Origin of the sequence: Halobacillus sp. H74, from assembly GCF_052246715.1 — a bacterium.
Lineage (GTDB): Bacteria > Bacillota > Bacilli > Bacillales > Halobacillaceae > Halobacillus > Halobacillus litoralis_A.
This window is the reverse complement of sequence record NZ_JBQQCI010000004.1, coordinates 62,449-79,171: the sequence shown is the minus strand read 5'-3', so window position 1 is coordinate 79,171 and position 16,723 is coordinate 62,449. Positions and strand designations below refer to the sequence as shown.

Sequence of the window (16,723 nt, the reverse complement as noted above, 5' to 3'; positions counted from 1 at the left end):
TCTTGCGCCCCCTTTACAATAAAGTAACATTCTTCCGTTTTGATATATTTCTAGATGAATTTTTTTATTCTATTTTCACAATAATATATAGAATATAAAAATGTTACCAATATTGCCAAAGTTGTTCCTATAGCTGTTCCTAAAAGGCCAAAAAATTGAATTAATATAATGCTGAGAAGTATATTTATCACTGCTCTAATAATATTAATAAACTGTAAAACTTTGTATTTTCGATTTGTATTATAATAAAGAGTATAAAAGACTGCCATATATCTTATTAAACTTCCTATCATCAGAATATTAAATATTATAATAGAATTATTGTAACTGTCTCCATATAAAGTTAAAATAATTGGTTTTGAGAAAATAATAACAACCAAATGAGCAAAAATACTGAGGCCTATTATATAAAAGCGTTCTTTATAAAAAAATTGATGTATAGATTTTCCGTCATGTCTTGTAAAGTATGAAGAAACATTCGCGGCATAAAAACTCGAAATTACAAATGAGAAACCTGCTATCGCATTAAACAATTGATATGCTCCATTATAAATCCCTACATCTTTATCAGTCATAAAATACTTAATTACAGCAATGTCCCCAAAGTTTATTAAATATAACCCTGAAAACCCAAATAACTGCCATAATGAAAAATTCAAAACTTCTTTAAACCAAGACTTATCAAATTCAAACTTTCCAATATCCTTTTTATTAATTCCCAATATAAAAAGGATTACAGAAGCATGACTCACTATATATAAAATAATTAAAGTATTCACATCATAAGATACAAAAATGATTAAATTTATATATATTAATTTAGCTGTAATAGAGATCAAGCTAGAATATATTTGTTTGTTTACAGCTAAAAAATACTGATTAAGGTAATTTTCAAGTACACTCACATACAACCAAATTAGTAATAAAAACCAAATGTTTAATCCTATATAATCGTTGATTTGATTTCTGAAAATCATAAAACCTACTGTAGTTATAATTAAACTTATAAATATAATAATATTTCTAGACCAAAAAGTTTTATTAATACTACCGTATTTTTCCTTTTCTTTACTTCCATAATAGAGAATAGAGGAAGAGCTCCAGCTAAAACCAAAAGTAGTTAATAATCCAACCATCATTAATGCAACTGAAAACATACCAAAATCTTCAACACTCAATTCTCTAACAATAAATATATTAGTAATTAAGCTAAGACACATCGTTACTATTCTTAATATTGAAAAAGATATAAAACGCTTCCTTTTCTTTATAAAAACTAAAAGTTTATTCAACTTTGTATACCCACCTTTTAAATTGACTTTAAAAAATCTTATAAATATAAAAACACCTATACATTCTCAAGATTTGACTTTATTTATAATTTCTTTTTTGATGTTTGATAGGTAGATTCCAAATTATAAATATTACAATAAAAAAGGGTATTACACCATAAAACCAGTCTTTTAATAGTAAATGAAAATAGTTCCTTGAAACTGGTAATAAAGCATGTAAAGTAGAAGCCACAAAAAGAAAACGAAGTGGTTTATTTAAATAATTATACTTTGTGTCTATATATATTAACGATGAAATAATATAACCCAATATAAGCATTATAAAAGGAGCAAAAAAAGGACCACTATTTAATAATGCTTCTGCAACAATTGAAAATCCGGCCCCCCATGAAATACCTAGGTAATCTTGTGAAAACCAACTACTTATCAAGGAGAATGGAATATCGAATGCATAGATAACATTATTCGTTATCATCCCCATAAGGGCTAATAGATAAGTGTTAGCATAGGGCCATATATCCCATCCAAATTTTTGCAATACAATTGTTGTTTTCATAGATCCACCCATTTCAAAAAAGGTAGAAATAATAATAGAATTTTTAAAAGAAAAAGCATTAATAAAATCTGAAACTGAAAGGTTAGCTAGTCCAATGTGTCTCATCGATACTATAGCATCGGTAATATACAACCCTACAAAGGAAGTAATAAGATACTTAAATAAAGCTTTAAAATTTATAGGTTTATAACACTTATGACTAAGCCAAATTAAGATAACTATTTTGTACACCCAAGAGCCTCTATCACCAGCTAGTAAATGTAACAATAAGTAAATGAAGAAAATAATATAAACACTTATCCTTACTTTTTTATTAAATTTACTACCGATAAGTAACCCTACAAGACAAGGAAAAAACATCCTCGTTAGTAGTCCTAAAACCGTCGCTTCATTATTAGAGAATTCTGAATAATATAATGACTTATATCCTTGACTAGAAGCAATTTGCAGATCATTATAAGCATAATAAAGTGTTATAGGAATAACTACTATTCCTATAATTAAAGCCGAAATAAATATAGTTTTAATGATTGTAGTATCGTTATTTTTATATAATTTTCTGACCAACTTTACATTATACTTTAACTTAAGGTTTTTTTTAAAGGACAAAACCGCTCCTAAGTGAAACATCAATATCGATATGAGAGTTAAGGATTGGGCTTTAATTATATCTCCATCGGAAGGCACCCCTAATCCAGGAAACAATATAGTTTGGCCTATTTCCTTTGGTGTATGGATTCCTATTGCCCACATAAATGGTTGACCATAATTAAATAAAAAGAAGAATAACATAAAAATTGTATAAGGGGTAAATATAGAACCTGTTATTTTTTTCCATGAATTCACAATGAATATTGCGAGAAATATTCCAAACCAACTAAATGTAAGTATTAACAAACCATTTTCAGTATCAACTTTTATTATAGCTAAAGTTGCTAAATATGCTAAATACGAGATAATTGATAGAAATAGAGTTATTAGCCCTATTTCAAAGTTGTTATTTTTCTTAAAATTATTCCTTAACATTACTTGAGACTCCATTTTTGCCTCCATATACCTTATGAATATAGCCAATCCACATTTTTGCCACTACTTCTTGAGATATCTCATTTCTTATCTTCCTAGATTCGTAAGAGAGATCTAGAGCATACTTTTTGTCGGAGATTATCTTATCCATTGCACTTACTAATCCCCAGGTGTCTCCTACTTTGATAAGCATTCCGTTCTCTCCATCTCTAATAAACATTTTTGCCCCTCCTATAGGAGAGTCTGTCGAAATGACTGGGACTCCTATAGCTAACGCCTCCAACATGGAGTTTGAAATTCCTTCATAATTTGAGGGTATAACAAAAAGTGATGAGTTTACCATTTCAACATGTATGTTTTTTGAAAATCCAGGTAAGAATACATCATTTTCAAGCCCTTTTTGTCCTATAATCCTTAACAAGTCCTCCCTTAATTCTCCAACACCAAAGATTTTTAATTTATAATTAGGATACTTCTTCTTTATCTCTTCAAAAGCCTCTATTAACATTGGTAAATTTTTTTGTTTTGATAATCTACATGCAGTTATAATTGTGTGGCTCTTTTTACTTTCATTCCAGTAAGGAAGTGATGTGTTAATTGGATTTGGAATAATAGTACCAAGGTGTTGAATGGGTTGGACAAAGTAATTTTTAGCATCCTTGGTTTGGAAAACAAATCCATCTGCGAATTTATAGAGGATATCCCTTATAATTCTCAAGTATTTATTTTCCGGGTTTTGGTATGGGTCATTTCTTTCAGATACTATAAGTCTGTTCTTTAAAAGGAGATTAGATAATATAGTATAGATATTTATAATTGCTACAAATGAGATTATGATATTAGGATTAATTTTTTTTATTATTTTCCTTGTTTTATATATAATTTCAAATATCCTGATTATCTTATTCTTTGAAGAATGATCTAGAGAGTGGATATTAACTCTATCATCTAGTAAATAATCATTTTTATTTCCATAAATAGTTATAATATTTACTTCATACCCCATATCACAGAGCTGCTTTGCTAGTATAGATACTACACGTTCCGCACCTCCATTACTCAATACCCCTATCACAAACATTATTTTTTTCATTTCTTTAATACACTCCAATAAAAATCACGATTTTATATCATAATCAAATGTTTTTTTTGAACTTTTTCTTATGATATTTTTCTAATACAAATTTGGGTGTTAAGCCAGCTACTAAAGGTTTATAAGCGAATAATTCATAATAAATTGGTAAATTGAGACTACGTCTCCACATCTTTTTCATTTTATAGGAATCTAATCGATATTTAAACAGTCTCTTTTTATAAGCGGTTTTATCCTCCCTATAATATAATACGTAACCTTTCAATTTTTCCCCTTTAAGTCCTAACGAATATATTTTACACCATAAATCAAAATCTTGTCCTCGCCTTGTATAAGAAGCAACAGTATAGCCCTGCACGAGTTCTAAAACTGACTTTCTTATCATGGTCGTGGGGTGGGCTATGGGTTGATATTTAAATATATTCTCTTTCGTTAGGCTTCTACTACTATTTCTTTTTCCCCAAGTACCATTATCATCAAATAAATATACTCCTCCACAGACAAAAGCTGTTTGAGGGTTATTCTCTAAATGTAACACTTGTTTTTCAAATCTGTCTTCTACCGATAAATCATCTGCATCCATTCTAGCAATATATTCTCCTTTTGACTTATTAATACAACTGTTTAGAGAAGAAGCTAGTCCCTCATTAACTTCATTTCTAATAAGGATTATCCTATTATCTTTACTTATGTATTGATTGATTATGTCAATGCTATTATCAGTAGAAGCATCATCACATATTATAAATTCAAAATCCTTAAAGGTTTGATTCAAAACTGATTGGATTGATTCTGCGAGATGTTTCTCTCCATTATAGACACTCATTGCTACACTAACCTTTGGCATAATATCCTCCCCAGATATAATAGCTATTTATATATTGAATCTAAACACTTAATTACATTAGATAGATCGAACTTTTTTACACTTTCCACATTTTGGGCACCCATTCTAATACGCAATTCGGGTTCCTCTACTAATTTTTTTATCCCTGAAGCAAAACCATTAACATCAGCCGGGCTAAAGGAATAACCACTTTTATTATTTATCGAATAATCGACTATACCATGCACATTTGAAGTAATTAGAGGTAACCCTGTTGCCATAGCTTCTAAGGCTGCCATACCAAGACCTTCACGTCTTGAAGGGAATACGAAAATGTCTGCTGCTTTACAGAGCTGAGCTACATCGTTTCTATATCCTAGAAACTTAACTTGGTTTTCAATGCCTAGGTTTTTAGTTAAGTCCACTAAATGATCCTTCGATGGGCCTTCCCCGCAAATTAAATATTGGATATTAGGATTATTTAATTTTGCAACCGCTCTTATTGCAGTTTCTTGATTTTTATTTTTATTAAGTTCAGCAACAGTTAGTAAGACGATATTATTAACTTCTAAACCTATCTCATTAAACTTATCTTCTTTGTTCACCCTTACATTGCTAAATTCATTTGTATTAAGCCCAACACCTGGTATATAGCTAACATGTGCGGCATTAAAAAATTTTTTAGCTCTGTTAAAATCCTCTTCGTTAACAGTAATAATTTCGTCAGTATGTTTGGATAAATAATATTCAAGTGGAAAATATACCAGCCAATTTTTAAAAGGCGCTCCTTTATGAAAATGAAATCCATGTGCTGTATAGATTACTTTTACATTATTTAATTTTTTACATGATAACCTAGCTAAAACTGAAGCTACTGGAGTATGGGTGTGAACAATATCATATTTCTCCCTTCTTATAATTCTTTTTAATTTTTTATAAGAATCAAAATTACTTTTACTTAATGGAGATCGTCGTATGTTAAGGTTAAAAACCCTAACACCACGTTTAATGATTTTAGGGTTAATCTCATTAACTACATTACAAACTATATCCACCTTGTGTCCTTGTTGTAGTAATAATTCTATATGCGGAATCATAAATGCGTTAATTGTATTTGATAAAGTTGAAACATATAGTATTTTCATCAGCAAAGTCCTTTCGAAGTATTATTCTTTAATTAACACTTCATTATATTTCATCATATAGATACCGTGTTTATAATGACCAATTAGACTTTCATTTACTGTTCCATTTACATTTTTAATAATCATCTCTGGAATGTTAATTCCTACTTCATATGCATGAGGGTATCCACCGCCGAAACGGGGATTTACTTCAGATATATAATATTTATTGTTGATTTTAAAAATATCAATATCTATAATTCCTTTAAAACCTGCAATTTTCACAAATGACTTAATTAAATCAAATAACTCTTTATCAATTACAGATTTGGCTTTATCAGTCTCACCTGCACGCATTTTTAATTTTTCTTTTACAAAAATGCTGACTGTTTCGCCTGAAATCATATCAATGTAAACGTCCGCTCCATATTCCTCTCCGTCCATATACTCTTGAATCATTAAGTTATCGAAACGACTGAACAGCAATTCAATTTCCTCTTTTGAATTTACCATGCTTATATTGAGACTTGCACTTCCATTTAGAGGTTTAACAAATACTGGATAAGAAATATTTCCGTCATTTATATCTTTATAGAACTCTTCTTTATTTATATAACTTTTAGCTGTATTAAAACCACTTTCAACAAGAAATTTAAACATTTTATATTTATCAAAACAGATATCCACTATGTCTAAATTTGAAATTAGTGGTGTTATCCCATTATTAATAAACTCATGTTTATTTTCAGCAAGTAGACTAATTTCTGGATCAATTAGTGATAAAATACCTTTAACATTATTGTCTTGACAAATCCGAAAAATTTCTTCTAAGTATGAGTCATCATCAATTCGCGGAACAATGAAATGTTTATCTGCTTCATATAAGGCAGGGGCGAGAGGGCTACAGTCCGTAGCTATTACTTCGCCTTTCCCTAATATTTCCCGCCTAAAGTATTGCACTATTTTATTCCTCGTTCCACAACTTAGTATTAGTATATTTACATCCTCATTCATTGGAAATCTCCCCCAAACTATCGAAAAATAAAGGTGTACCGCCAGTATGTATAAAAAGAATGTTTTTACTATTTATATGATTTTTTTTAATATATTCCTTCATACCCCAATAGCCTTTAGCAGTATAAGTTGTGTCCATAGGAATACCCTCATTTTTCATCATATCCTCTAAGGTGTTTAATATGTGATCATTAAAATCTCCATAACCTTCAAGGACATATTCATCTATAAATTTGATTATATTTTCTTTTACGGAGTTTTCGTTTATGCTTTTCAAATAAGTATTCACGCTTTCAAGAACTACCTGGCGACCATAAGGATTTTTTCTAGCATTACTTATTCCAATAATTTCTCTGTCATCCCCATTTAGTACATTCCCGACCACAAGACCAGCTTGCGTGGTCCCTGTCCCAGAGGTATGAAATATGTAATCAAAATGGACATCTGTTATATTCTCAAACCTTAATATCTCATCATAAGCATCGATATATGCTTTAGTACCTAGATTTCCATGCCCTCCCCCCTCAATAAAGTAAGGCTTGTATCCTTTATCATTTAGTTCTCCTAATTTCCTATCAATTGTAACTTTCACATCACTTATCGAACAATTTGTAACTTTTGCGTTAAATAAGTTAATTATTTTAGAATTAAATGTAAGATGATTAGATTCACTCGGTGAAATGATATAGCAGGGTATCTTCTCTGAAGCTGCAATGTTGGCTATTACCCGACAATGATTAGAACTACTACTGCCATACGTTACTATACAATCACACTCTTTTTGTATTAAATCTCTAAAGAAATACGAAGCTTTTCTAGCCTTGTTACCACCGAATGAAGTCGGCAGAAGGTCATCACGTTTAATATATAACGTATTGTTGTTTAATTTTTCATCTATCCTTTGAACAGGCGTATCAGTTAATTTATTTAAATCCATGTTTCACCACCTATTTCCCTACTGGATATACCTTTCAACATCTAATCCATAAACATATCTATCAATTTGTTTCCCATTATGAAACAAGTCATTTTTTAGTAGTCCTTCCCTATCAAAGCCAATTCTTTCAAAAAGTCTCTGGGCTTTAATATTCTCGACTTCTGTATAAAGGTATATTTTATTTAAGCCTATCTTTTCATATGCTATTTTTATTAATAACTCTGTAGCAACGTTAGCTATGCCCTTACCTTTAAACCTTTCTTCACCAAGAGTAATATAATATTCTGCTTTTTTATTCTTATAATCAATGTTTAGTAGTCCAACTAATCCAGCAGGTTCACCTTCGTAAGTAACGGTGTAATCAACCCGGTCTTCTCTTTCTTTAGCTTTATTAAACCATGTCAAAGTCTTATCTTCACGCAAGGGTAAATCAAAATGAAGATACTTATTGTTGTTTTCATCGTTAATCCATTTAACTTTGTAAGGGATATCTTTTTCCTGAAACTTTCGAATATCTATCATACTTTTTCACCCCAATATTACTATATTAGTTTGAGCCTTTATTATTATTTTCTAAATAAATACTTTCTTTGACAAATATTTTTTTGAAGGTTTTAAGTAGGATTTTTATATCTAAGAGGATATTAAAATCCTCTACATATTTTACGTCAACAGGTATTCTTCTTTCCCACGGAACAGAGTTTCTTACCGTAACCTGTGTCAACCCTGTTATTCCAGGTTTCATACTAAACCTCTTGACTTGAAATTCATTATAATCATTATATTGATATGGATGATGGGGAACTGGTGGTCTTGGTCCCACTAGGCTCATTTCACCAATTAAAACATTCCAGAGTTGGGGAAGTTCGTCAAGACTATTAGCACGCAAAAATTTACCGATTTTTGTTATACGGTTATCATTTTCTGTTTTAATAAACAATCCGTTTCCTATTTTTTCAGCATTTATAACCATAGTTCTAAATTTTATAACTTTAAATCTTTTCCCACTCTTCCCAAGTCTCTCTTGTTTAAAAAAAAGCGGTCCACGCGAAGTTATTTTAATTAAAATTGCTATTATAATTAAAATTGGTGATATTGTAATTAAACCAAAAAAACTTCCAATAAAATCAATCAACCGTTTAATAAATAAATTTGAAGTTCTCACTATCACCATAACCCCTTAATAATTTCTACAATTTTCTTAAGACCGTTATCGCTTATCTTCGTATCACTCGGTAGACATACCCCGTTCTCAAATAATTTCTCCGCTACATTTTTCCCTACATATGCGTACTCACTAAAATATGGTTGCTTGTGCATTGGTTTCCAGATAGGTCTTGCTTCTATGTTTTCTTTTTCCAAAGCTTCTATAATTTCAAATGGTCTTACTTTTCCTTGCAAAGTTATACAACTCAACCAATAGTTAGATTTATTTTTTTCTTCATTTGGCATAAACTCTATACCTTCTAAGGAGCCTAATTCTTGTTTATAGTAATTGTAGATATAGTTTTTCTTTGCAACTCTATCATCTAATACTTTTAGCTGTCCTCTTCCAATCCCTGCCGAGATATTACTCATTCTATAGTTATATCCTAGTTCGCTATGTTCATAATGACGTGCTTGATCTCTTGCCTGTGTTGCCCAAAAACGAGTCTTATTAATTCTTTCTTCATTATTGGAAACTAGCATCCCACCGCCAGAAGTAGTAATTATTTTGTTTCCATTAAATGAAAAAACTCCATAATCCCCAATTGTCCCTGTGTGGAACCCTTTATAGTAACTTCCTAGCGACTCAGCAGCATCTTCAATGACTTTAACGTTATGATGTTCACAAATTTCCATTATTGCATCCATGTTTGCTGATAACCCGTAAAGGTGGACTACAATTACAGCCTTCACATTCGGATACTTTTTAAATGCTTCATCCAGGGCTTTAGGACACATATTCCAAGTCTCTTCGTCACTGTCGATGAATACCGGAGTAGCGCTTTGATATATAATTGGATTCGCAGTTGCAGAGAATGTTAGCGTAGGACAAAAAACAATATCCCCTTCTTCTACACCAATCGCTTTCAGTGCCAAATGTATTGCTGCAGTACCTGAACTAAGTGCAGCTGCATGTTTGATACCGACATTTATAGCAAATTCATTTTCAAACTCATTAACGTTTTTCCCTAAAGGAGCTATCCAATTTGTATCAAAAGCTTCTTGTACATATTCCATTTCATACCCTTCATCGCTCATATGTGGTGATGATAGAAATATTTTATTTACCATTTAAAAACGTCCTTCCTCTTTCAACTGAATCTTTTTATTAATAAAAGTGCTAAGTTACTTAGTGCTTAATTATAATATAAGTATTTTTTCTAAATAACCACCACATGACAGTGTCTCCTGCAGTAATTTGAGGAGACACTATATACATTTAGAACCATTATTATAATAATATGTTTCATAATATGATAGATTGGCTAACCCTTTCAGTAATTGTTAGTCTACCTACTAAGTGATATTCTATATTTAAGACTTCCTATCTTCTAAGATAAAACAATGTCTATCGTCTATTTATAGAGGATATTCCCTAGAAGAATACACATCTACCCCCACATTACATAATTCTACATTTGACATCTTATTTACTTTATTAAGCAAATCGCACTTTCCTTTTTACGTAAGGTTATCCTCTAGATCGAAGTTTTTATCAAAGTGACCTTCAATGGCACGGTTGCTTTTACCTGTGACAATAATAATATCTTCAAATTGCTTCTTCTACAATGTATTGAATCGTCGGCTTATCAACGATCGGCAACATTTCTTTCGGCATCGCTTTTGTCGCTGGCAGGAAGCGTGTCCCTAATCCAGCAGCCGGAATAATAGCTTTTTTCACTTTCCCCATAATGATACCTCCCTTTTAAAAACCTATAGGACCTTTTCAATAACCTTTTCACTAGCTTCCAGTCGGTTATTAGCCAAATCAATCGCATATTTCCTTAAGTCTTCTACACTGCTATCTCCATGATGATGAACTAAATAATCTACCAGTTCATAGTCAAACTCCACCGTCTTCCCAATAAAGATTTTAGGAAACACTGGGTTCTTATCAACTTCTTTTTCACTCAGAAGCTCCTCGTACATCTTCTCACCAGGTCTGATTCCATTGAACTCAATCGGAATCTCATTCTCCGTAAACCCGGACAAGTGTATCAAGTTCCTCGCTAGATCAACGATCTTCACCGGTTCACCCATATCAAGAACAAACACTTCTCCGCCACGGGCTAGTGCCCCCGCTTGAAGTACCAACCGTGAAGCTTCTGGAATTGTCATGAAATAACGCGTCATGTCTGGATGAGTTACGGTAACTGGACCTCCAGCAGCAATCTGTTTCTTAAACAATGGAATCACACTGCCTCGACTTCCGAGAACGTTCCCAAACCGTACCGCGACAAAATTCGTCCGGCTTCTTTTACTCAGGTTCTGGATCACCATTTCCGCTATCCGCTTCGTCGAGCCCATCACGTTCGGTGGGTTTACCGCCTTATCAGTTGAAACAAGCACGAATGTTTTCACACCGGCATGGTCAGCTGCTTCAGCGACATTTTTCGTCCCAATCACGTTATTCTTCACCGCTTCTTTCGGATTCGCTTCCATCAATGGTACATGTTTGTGGGCCGCTGCATGATAGATATAGGTAGGTGCATAATCCCCCACGACTTGGAAGATTCGCTCTCGATCCTGAACATCAGCGATAACGGTGACAAGTTCTGTATCGATGTCGTAATGTTTTAATTCCATATGAATCGTATAAATGCTGTTTTCTCCATGACCGAGTAAAATGAGACGCTCTGGCCCAAACTTGACGAGCTGACGACAAATTTCTGAGCCGATACTGCCACCGGCGCCTGTAACCATAACCGTTCTCCCTTTTACTTCGGACTCAATCGAGTCGATATCAAGTTCGACAGGGTCACGTCCTAACAAATCTTCTATTTCTACATCGCGGATTTGATTGACGGACACATTACCAAGTGCGATATCTTCAATCATCGGTAGTGTCTGAACATTTTTCACAACACTTTTTGCATTTTGAATAATTTCCTTCACACGTTCGCGCTCTACTGATGGCATGGCGATAACAATGTGATTGACCTGATATTTTTCTACAATCTGTTTTATTTTTTCTGTATTACCAAAAACCGGTAACCCACTGACCGTCAAATGGTGCATCGTGAAATCATCGTCTACAAAGCCGGTGACTTCCCCATTGAATTCCTTAGAGCTGTTCATCTGTCTTGCCAACATCCGCCCGGCTGCTCCTGCTCCGACAATCAATGTCTTTTGGCGGTTAGGATTTTGACTGAGAATCTTCGCTTTTCTCAGTTTCGGATTCACCGTAATTCCATAGGTTTTATAATACTGCCATGCGAACCTCACTCCACCGATCAATAAGACATGTAACATCCACGTGATCGTGAGCGCTCGTTCATAAATCATTCCAAAAGCTAAAACTTGAATGATTGCTGTCGATATAATAGATAGAGTGACGACAGTAAAGATGCCGAGCAGTTCTTCTGTACTCGCATAACGCCATTTCTTCTTATACATACCGAGCATGCTTGAAAATAAATGATGTGAGATTAATAGAGCAAGAGATGATACAACCATGATCCCGTCGAAAACGGCGACATATGGATTCAAGAAGAAATGCGACATGTAGATGGAAAAGGAAACGATGATTGAATCAATGGCAATCAGCAGGAATAAACGTCTTCGATAAGCTGTTGTCATAAACTATCCTCTCCTTTCTTGTGTATGGTTCTTGTTAGTACTTCTTTATTCACCCGAATATACCGAGCAATTTCTTTTTCTTAACAGGCTGTGGCTGGTCACTCATCAGTGCTTCACCTGAAACGACAGCTTCACTGTTTTCCAAAAACAAATCGACAATTTCCGGACCGAACTCTTTTTCCACTTCATCAAAAGCTTCGCTCATACAAAAGCCTCTCGACGTCGTATTATGAGCATCAGAAGCGATGAGGTGAGTTAGATTCGATTCGATTAATTGGTGAGTGAATTTCTTTATTTTTTTGCCGAATCGGCCAATGACACTTGCGGCGGTCACTTGGGTGTAGGTTCCTTTTTCGACCATTTCCAACAAAAGATCTGGCTCCTGGATGAGCTGGGTGTTCCGTTCTGGGTGGACGATGATTGGTTGATAACCGGCGACCTGGATATCGAAAAGCATCTGTTTTGCATACCTCGGGGCGTGATTAGAGGGAAATTCGACAAATACATAGCCATTTTCTTTGTCGTTCAATGGCAGGATGACAGTTTCCTTCAATCCCTCGATCATTTCGCCATGAATCCGTGATTCCTGGCCTGGCAGCACGTTCAGCGGGATGTTGTGGTTTTCTAGATGGTTGTTGAGATTTTCGACAAGTGGAAGGACCTCCTGTCTAGCGTTTATGTACCGGCCATTTTGATGGTGGGGGGTCGCTATTATGGTATGGATACCATCTTCTACCGCTGCCCTTGCCATAGCTATGCTGTCTTCAATTGTCTGAGCTCCGTCATCGACACCTGGCAAAATGTGGTTGTGAATATCTATCAAAATGTACCTTCTCCCTTGTCTGCAATATGCTTGATTGCTATTTTTCCATTTCCGTCACTTTATTGTAATAAATTCATTATAGCAGTTTGCGTTGTCGCATTGAAGGGTGGAATTGTAGTTATTTGCAATATTTTCATATAAAATGTAATAAATTATTGATAATCCGCTTACATTGTTAAAATTCAACGAAAAAAAGAGTAACTCTAGCATATAACTTCATACTAAAAGTTACTATAGTTTTCCATCCTAAGAGATCTATCGATTGAAAATCCCTAGAATCTTGCTTTTTTTCACATGTGCAGGAGGTTCTGAGGTAAGAACGTCTCCAGCGATGATGTCTTCTGCATTTTCTGACAACAAATAGACCATATCAAGCCCGAAATTTTTCCTCACTTCACTGTAAGCATCTTTCAGACAGAAGCCTCTTGTTGAATCATTATGGGCGTCAGTTGCAATTACATGGGCCAAGTTCGCCTCGATCAATTGCTCAGAGAACTTTTTAATTTTCTTCCCGAAATGACCGCAAACACTTCCGGCCGTCAGCTGTGTGAAGGCTCCCCGTTTGACGAAGGAATACAACAAATCGGGATCTTCGATAAGTTGCTTGTTACGCTCGGGATGCACGATAATCGGCTGATAGCCTGCCACCTGTAAATCAAAAAACAGCTGTGACGCATAGCGCGGAACAGCGTTCGATGGAAACTCGACAAATACGTATTTTGTATCTTCATTGATGGTTAGGATTTCATTCTTTTCTATCCCATCGATCATCTCACCATAAATTCTTGTCTCTTGACCTGGCAGTACTTCGAGCGGAATATTCCGTTCTTCGAATGTACGGTTCAGTTCCCCAACTTGAATCAGTACATTGTGTTTGAAATTGTCATACGCACCATTCTTATGGTGCGGGGTAGCGACTATTTTATCAATGCCGTCTGCTACGGCCGCTTCCGCCATTTTTATACTTTCATCCATCGTCTGGGCTCCATCATCGACCCCAGGCAGGATGTGGCTATGAATATCTACCAAAAGAACTACTCCCCTTCCGTTTCATAATCCTATACTTTTCTCTTTTTATAATACTATATTTGATTATACCAACATGCAATTAGTAAATAAAGGTTATTCACTTATTTATCATTCGACTTTATATTTATTTTTTCTACAAATTTTTAATTATTTATAGGTCTTTAGGTATATAAAAAAGAGAGAATGGAGTCTAACTACCCATTCTCTCTTCGCTTATTGTCCATAATAATAATAATAGTTACTTGATTTCAAGTCTTGATCGTTCAAGACCGCACCTAGTAGATTCGCATTAGATTGCTGCAAGTGTTCTTTCGCTTTCACAGCTGCTTCTTTCTCTGTCTGTTTACTTCTGACGACGAGTAGTACACCGTCGACAAAGCTTGATAAGACTTGAGAATCAGTGACAGCTAGTACCGGTGGGGTATCAAAAATAATCATATCATACGTTTTCTTCGCTTCTTCGATGAATGCCTTCATCTTTTGCGAACCGAGAAGCTCAGACGGGTTCGGCGGGATTGGACCACATGGCAGTAAATCCAAGTTTTTGACTTCGCTATTCGTTGCCAAGTCGGTAACCGCTTGTTCACTGACTAAGTAATTGCTCAATCCTTTTGTATTTCCAATCCGGAATGTGTAATGGATGGTCGGTTTACGCAGGTCGGCATCGACAAGCAGGACTTTCTTCCCCTGCTGGGCAAAGACCACGGCCGTATTCGCTGTCGTAATCGATTTTCCTTCAGATGGGCTCGCAGATGTGACGAGCATTGTTTCTAAATCATGATCGACGGTCGTAAATTGTAAGTTTGTGCGGATTGTTCGGAACTGTTCAGCAATCGGTGATTTCGGATTCTCATCAGCAATCAACCTTCTTGCTCTCGTATTAAGGGCTATATTCTTTTTACGTGCCAACTGATTCACCCCTCATTTCGGTTACTTCCGGCTTTTTTCTTGTACGAGCCGTCCGGGTTGGAATGTCGTTTTCTGTAATGGTAGATACAACACCAAGGACCGGCATGCCTAAGGATTCTTCAATATCCGTTTCCGACTTGATCGTGTTATCAAGGTATTCCAGTAAGAAAGCGATTCCTACTCCGACCATCAACCCGACAACGAGCGCAATAGCGATGTTCAACACCGTATTCGGACTTACTGGTGATGGGTTCGATCCGACATTCGCGCTTGATAGAACGTTGACATTATCGACACTCATCAACTGTGGAATCTCTTCTTTGAATACATTGACAGTCGTATTGGCAATCTCCGCCGCTCTTTGTGGATCAGGGTCTGTTACTGTGACATTTACAACCTGCGATTGCTCGGCATTTGCAACCTGCAGCTTGTTCGACAAATCCCCTGATGTCATATTCAATTCCAATTCTTCCACTACCGCGTCCAGGATTCTCGGACTTTGGATAATCACATTATAAGTATTAATGAGTTCCACATTTGTCTTTATATCATTGATATCATAGGGAGAATTCTCCGATTGTTCTTGAGACTGATTGACGATGAACTGTGTTGATGCTTCATACGTCGGTGTTAAAACAAAAAGCGTAATGGCTGCACTGATGATGGCTGCTCCTGCTGCTAAGCCGAGGATCAACCAGATTCTCTTCTTTAAAACCTCGAAAATTTCTTTCAAGGATATGGTTTCTTCCATGAATGAACCTCCAATATTTTGTCGAATTATAGATAGAAATATTATAGCATACTACTTTCATAGTTTAAGTACTTGGTAAGTATTTTCTTGAAATTTAGGTATACCTGTTCATTTAAACTATGATAATGATGCCCCATTATACAACATCGGCCAATTCCCGCATTTGTTTAGTAGGTAATTATTAGCAATCTTCTTTTAGTGCTTGGGTTCGTTACTATATAAGATTTAGGGGGTGGTTGAGAAACAGCTCGCTTCCAAGGCATTTGGTATGAATATGTGGCTCAACGTTTGTTGTTGCTTCTCACGAATCGCTTGTCGGTGGATGCTTGCCGCGGGCACGGCCTCAGCTAACTTGGTCAAGAAGATCCCTTGACCAAGTGGATCTTCGGCTCGTGCTGTTCCCGCAGGCGTCACCACCGAACGCTCATCGTGGAATCAACGAGGTACATCTGAAAAGAGTGATTTTCTTGTCCATTGAAAGAGAAGCGCTAAAATGTCTGCTGTCGAAACATTTCTGAAAAACCTCTTAGAGTATTGGAGCAAAAGTTACGTTCTCTT

16 protein-coding genes and 1 pseudogene are annotated in these 16,723 nt (G+C 34.9%); all 17 read right to left on the bottom strand.

What is annotated here, in order from left to right; all coding sequences use genetic code 11:
• Positions 1-50: 50 nt before the first annotated feature.
• Positions 51-1,292 carry a lipopolysaccharide biosynthesis protein gene (locus ACTWPX_RS09715; RefSeq protein WP_443119579.1) on the bottom strand — a complete coding sequence of 414 codons (1,242 nt, stop codon included), beginning with the start codon at positions 1,290-1,292 and terminating at the stop codon, positions 51-53.
• Positions 1,293-1,371: 79 nt separating this feature from the next.
• Complete coding sequence (gene wzy, locus ACTWPX_RS09710; protein WP_443119578.1) at positions 1,372-2,889, bottom strand: O-antigen polysaccharide polymerase Wzy; 1,518 nt, start codon at positions 2,887-2,889, stop codon at positions 1,372-1,374.
• Entirely contained in the window at positions 2,861-3,967 is a 1,107-nt protein-coding gene (locus ACTWPX_RS09705) for a glycosyltransferase (RefSeq protein WP_443119577.1), read from the bottom strand. The genes wzy and ACTWPX_RS09705 overlap by 29 nt, the downstream gene beginning before the upstream one ends.
• 43 nt (positions 3,968-4,010) lie before the next feature.
• Positions 4,011-4,814, bottom strand: coding sequence for a glycosyltransferase family 2 protein (locus ACTWPX_RS09700; protein ID WP_443119576.1), 804 nt, complete (start codon positions 4,812-4,814; stop codon positions 4,011-4,013).
• Positions 4,815-4,837: 23 nt separating this feature from the next.
• The gene (locus ACTWPX_RS09695) at positions 4,838-5,938 is read right to left on the bottom strand and encodes a glycosyltransferase family 4 protein (RefSeq protein WP_443119575.1); all 1,101 of its coding nucleotides are present in this window, start codon (positions 5,936-5,938) and stop codon (positions 4,838-4,840) included.
• A 21-nt stretch (positions 5,939-5,959) separates the two neighbouring features.
• A complete protein-coding gene (locus ACTWPX_RS09690) occupies positions 5,960-6,931 on the bottom strand; it encodes an ATP-grasp domain-containing protein (RefSeq protein WP_443119574.1) in 972 nt (323 codons plus the stop codon).
• Positions 6,924-7,868: a 1-aminocyclopropane-1-carboxylate deaminase/D-cysteine desulfhydrase gene (locus ACTWPX_RS09685; RefSeq protein WP_443119573.1), complete on the bottom strand. Its 945-nt coding sequence runs from the start codon at positions 7,866-7,868 to the stop codon at positions 6,924-6,926. Before ACTWPX_RS09685 ends, ACTWPX_RS09690 begins: the two co-directional genes overlap by 8 nt.
• Before the next feature lie 18 nt (positions 7,869-7,886).
• On the bottom strand, positions 7,887-8,390 hold the full coding sequence (locus ACTWPX_RS09680) for a GNAT family N-acetyltransferase (protein WP_443119572.1): 504 nt from the start codon (positions 8,388-8,390) through the stop codon (positions 7,887-7,889).
• Between the two features lie 25 nt (positions 8,391-8,415).
• On the bottom strand, positions 8,416-9,042 hold the full coding sequence (locus ACTWPX_RS09675) for a sugar transferase (protein WP_443119571.1): 627 nt from the start codon (positions 9,040-9,042) through the stop codon (positions 8,416-8,418).
• The gene (locus ACTWPX_RS09670; RefSeq protein WP_443119570.1) at positions 9,036-10,145 is read right to left on the bottom strand and encodes a DegT/DnrJ/EryC1/StrS family aminotransferase; all 1,110 of its coding nucleotides are present in this window, start codon (positions 10,143-10,145) and stop codon (positions 9,036-9,038) included. The genes ACTWPX_RS09675 and ACTWPX_RS09670 overlap by 7 nt, the downstream gene beginning before the upstream one ends.
• Positions 10,146-10,538: 393 nt before the next feature.
• Positions 10,539-10,764 (bottom strand): annotated as a pseudogene (locus ACTWPX_RS09665) (sugar phosphate nucleotidyltransferase); the annotation flags it as partial.
• A gap of 23 nt (positions 10,765-10,787) precedes the next feature.
• Complete coding sequence (locus ACTWPX_RS09660; protein ID WP_443119569.1) at positions 10,788-12,653, bottom strand: polysaccharide biosynthesis protein; 1,866 nt, start codon at positions 12,651-12,653, stop codon at positions 10,788-10,790.
• 49 nt (positions 12,654-12,702) lie between these two features.
• Positions 12,703-13,476 (bottom strand): tyrosine-protein phosphatase, encoded by a 774-nt coding sequence (locus tag ACTWPX_RS09655; RefSeq protein WP_443119568.1) that lies wholly within the window; start codon positions 13,474-13,476, stop codon positions 12,703-12,705.
• A 255-nt stretch (positions 13,477-13,731) separates the two neighbouring features.
• On the bottom strand, positions 13,732-14,505 hold the full coding sequence (locus tag ACTWPX_RS09650) for a tyrosine-protein phosphatase (RefSeq protein WP_443119567.1): 774 nt from the start codon (positions 14,503-14,505) through the stop codon (positions 13,732-13,734).
• Between the two features lie 213 nt (positions 14,506-14,718).
• Positions 14,719-15,414 carry a CpsD/CapB family tyrosine-protein kinase gene (locus ACTWPX_RS09645; RefSeq protein WP_128525714.1) on the bottom strand — a complete coding sequence of 232 codons (696 nt, stop codon included), beginning with the start codon at positions 15,412-15,414 and terminating at the stop codon, positions 14,719-14,721.
• Positions 15,404-16,165, bottom strand: coding sequence for a YveK family protein (locus ACTWPX_RS09640; protein ID WP_443119566.1), 762 nt, complete (start codon positions 16,163-16,165; stop codon positions 15,404-15,406). The genes ACTWPX_RS09645 and ACTWPX_RS09640 overlap by 11 nt, the downstream gene beginning before the upstream one ends.
• 225 nt (positions 16,166-16,390) lie before the next feature.
• Positions 16,391-16,582: a hypothetical protein gene (locus tag ACTWPX_RS09635; protein WP_443119565.1), complete on the bottom strand. Its 192-nt coding sequence runs from the start codon at positions 16,580-16,582 to the stop codon at positions 16,391-16,393.
• Positions 16,583-16,723 lie beyond the last annotated feature (141 nt).

Coding starts and splice junctions, on each gene's coding strand:
- wzy (WP_443119578.1), bottom strand. CDS start 2,889: ATGGAGTCTCAAGTAATGTTAAGGAATAATTTTAAGAAAAATAACAAC.
- ACTWPX_RS09705 (WP_443119577.1), bottom strand. CDS start 3,967: ATGAAAAAAATAATGTTTGTGATAGGGGTATTGAGTAATGGAGGTGCG.
- ACTWPX_RS09700 (WP_443119576.1), bottom strand. CDS start 4,814: ATGCCAAAGGTTAGTGTAGCAATGAGTGTCTATAATGGAGAGAAACAT.
- ACTWPX_RS09695 (WP_443119575.1), bottom strand. CDS start 5,938: ATGAAAATACTATATGTTTCAACTTTATCAAATACAATTAACGCATTT.
- ACTWPX_RS09690 (WP_443119574.1), bottom strand. CDS start 6,931: ATGAATGAGGATGTAAATATACTAATACTAAGTTGTGGAACGAGGAAT.
- ACTWPX_RS09685 (WP_443119573.1), bottom strand. CDS start 7,868: ATGGATTTAAATAAATTAACTGATACGCCTGTTCAAAGGATAGATGAA.
- ACTWPX_RS09680 (WP_443119572.1), bottom strand. CDS start 8,390: ATGATAGATATTCGAAAGTTTCAGGAAAAAGATATCCCTTACAAAGTT.
- ACTWPX_RS09675 (WP_443119571.1), bottom strand. CDS start 9,042: ATGGTGATAGTGAGAACTTCAAATTTATTTATTAAACGGTTGATTGAT.
- ACTWPX_RS09670 (WP_443119570.1), bottom strand. CDS start 10,145: ATGGTAAATAAAATATTTCTATCATCACCACATATGAGCGATGAAGGG.
- ACTWPX_RS09660 (WP_443119569.1), bottom strand. CDS start 12,653: ATGACAACAGCTTATCGAAGACGTTTATTCCTGCTGATTGCCATTGAT.
- ACTWPX_RS09640 (WP_443119566.1), bottom strand. CDS start 16,165: ATGGAAGAAACCATATCCTTGAAAGAAATTTTCGAGGTTTTAAAGAAG.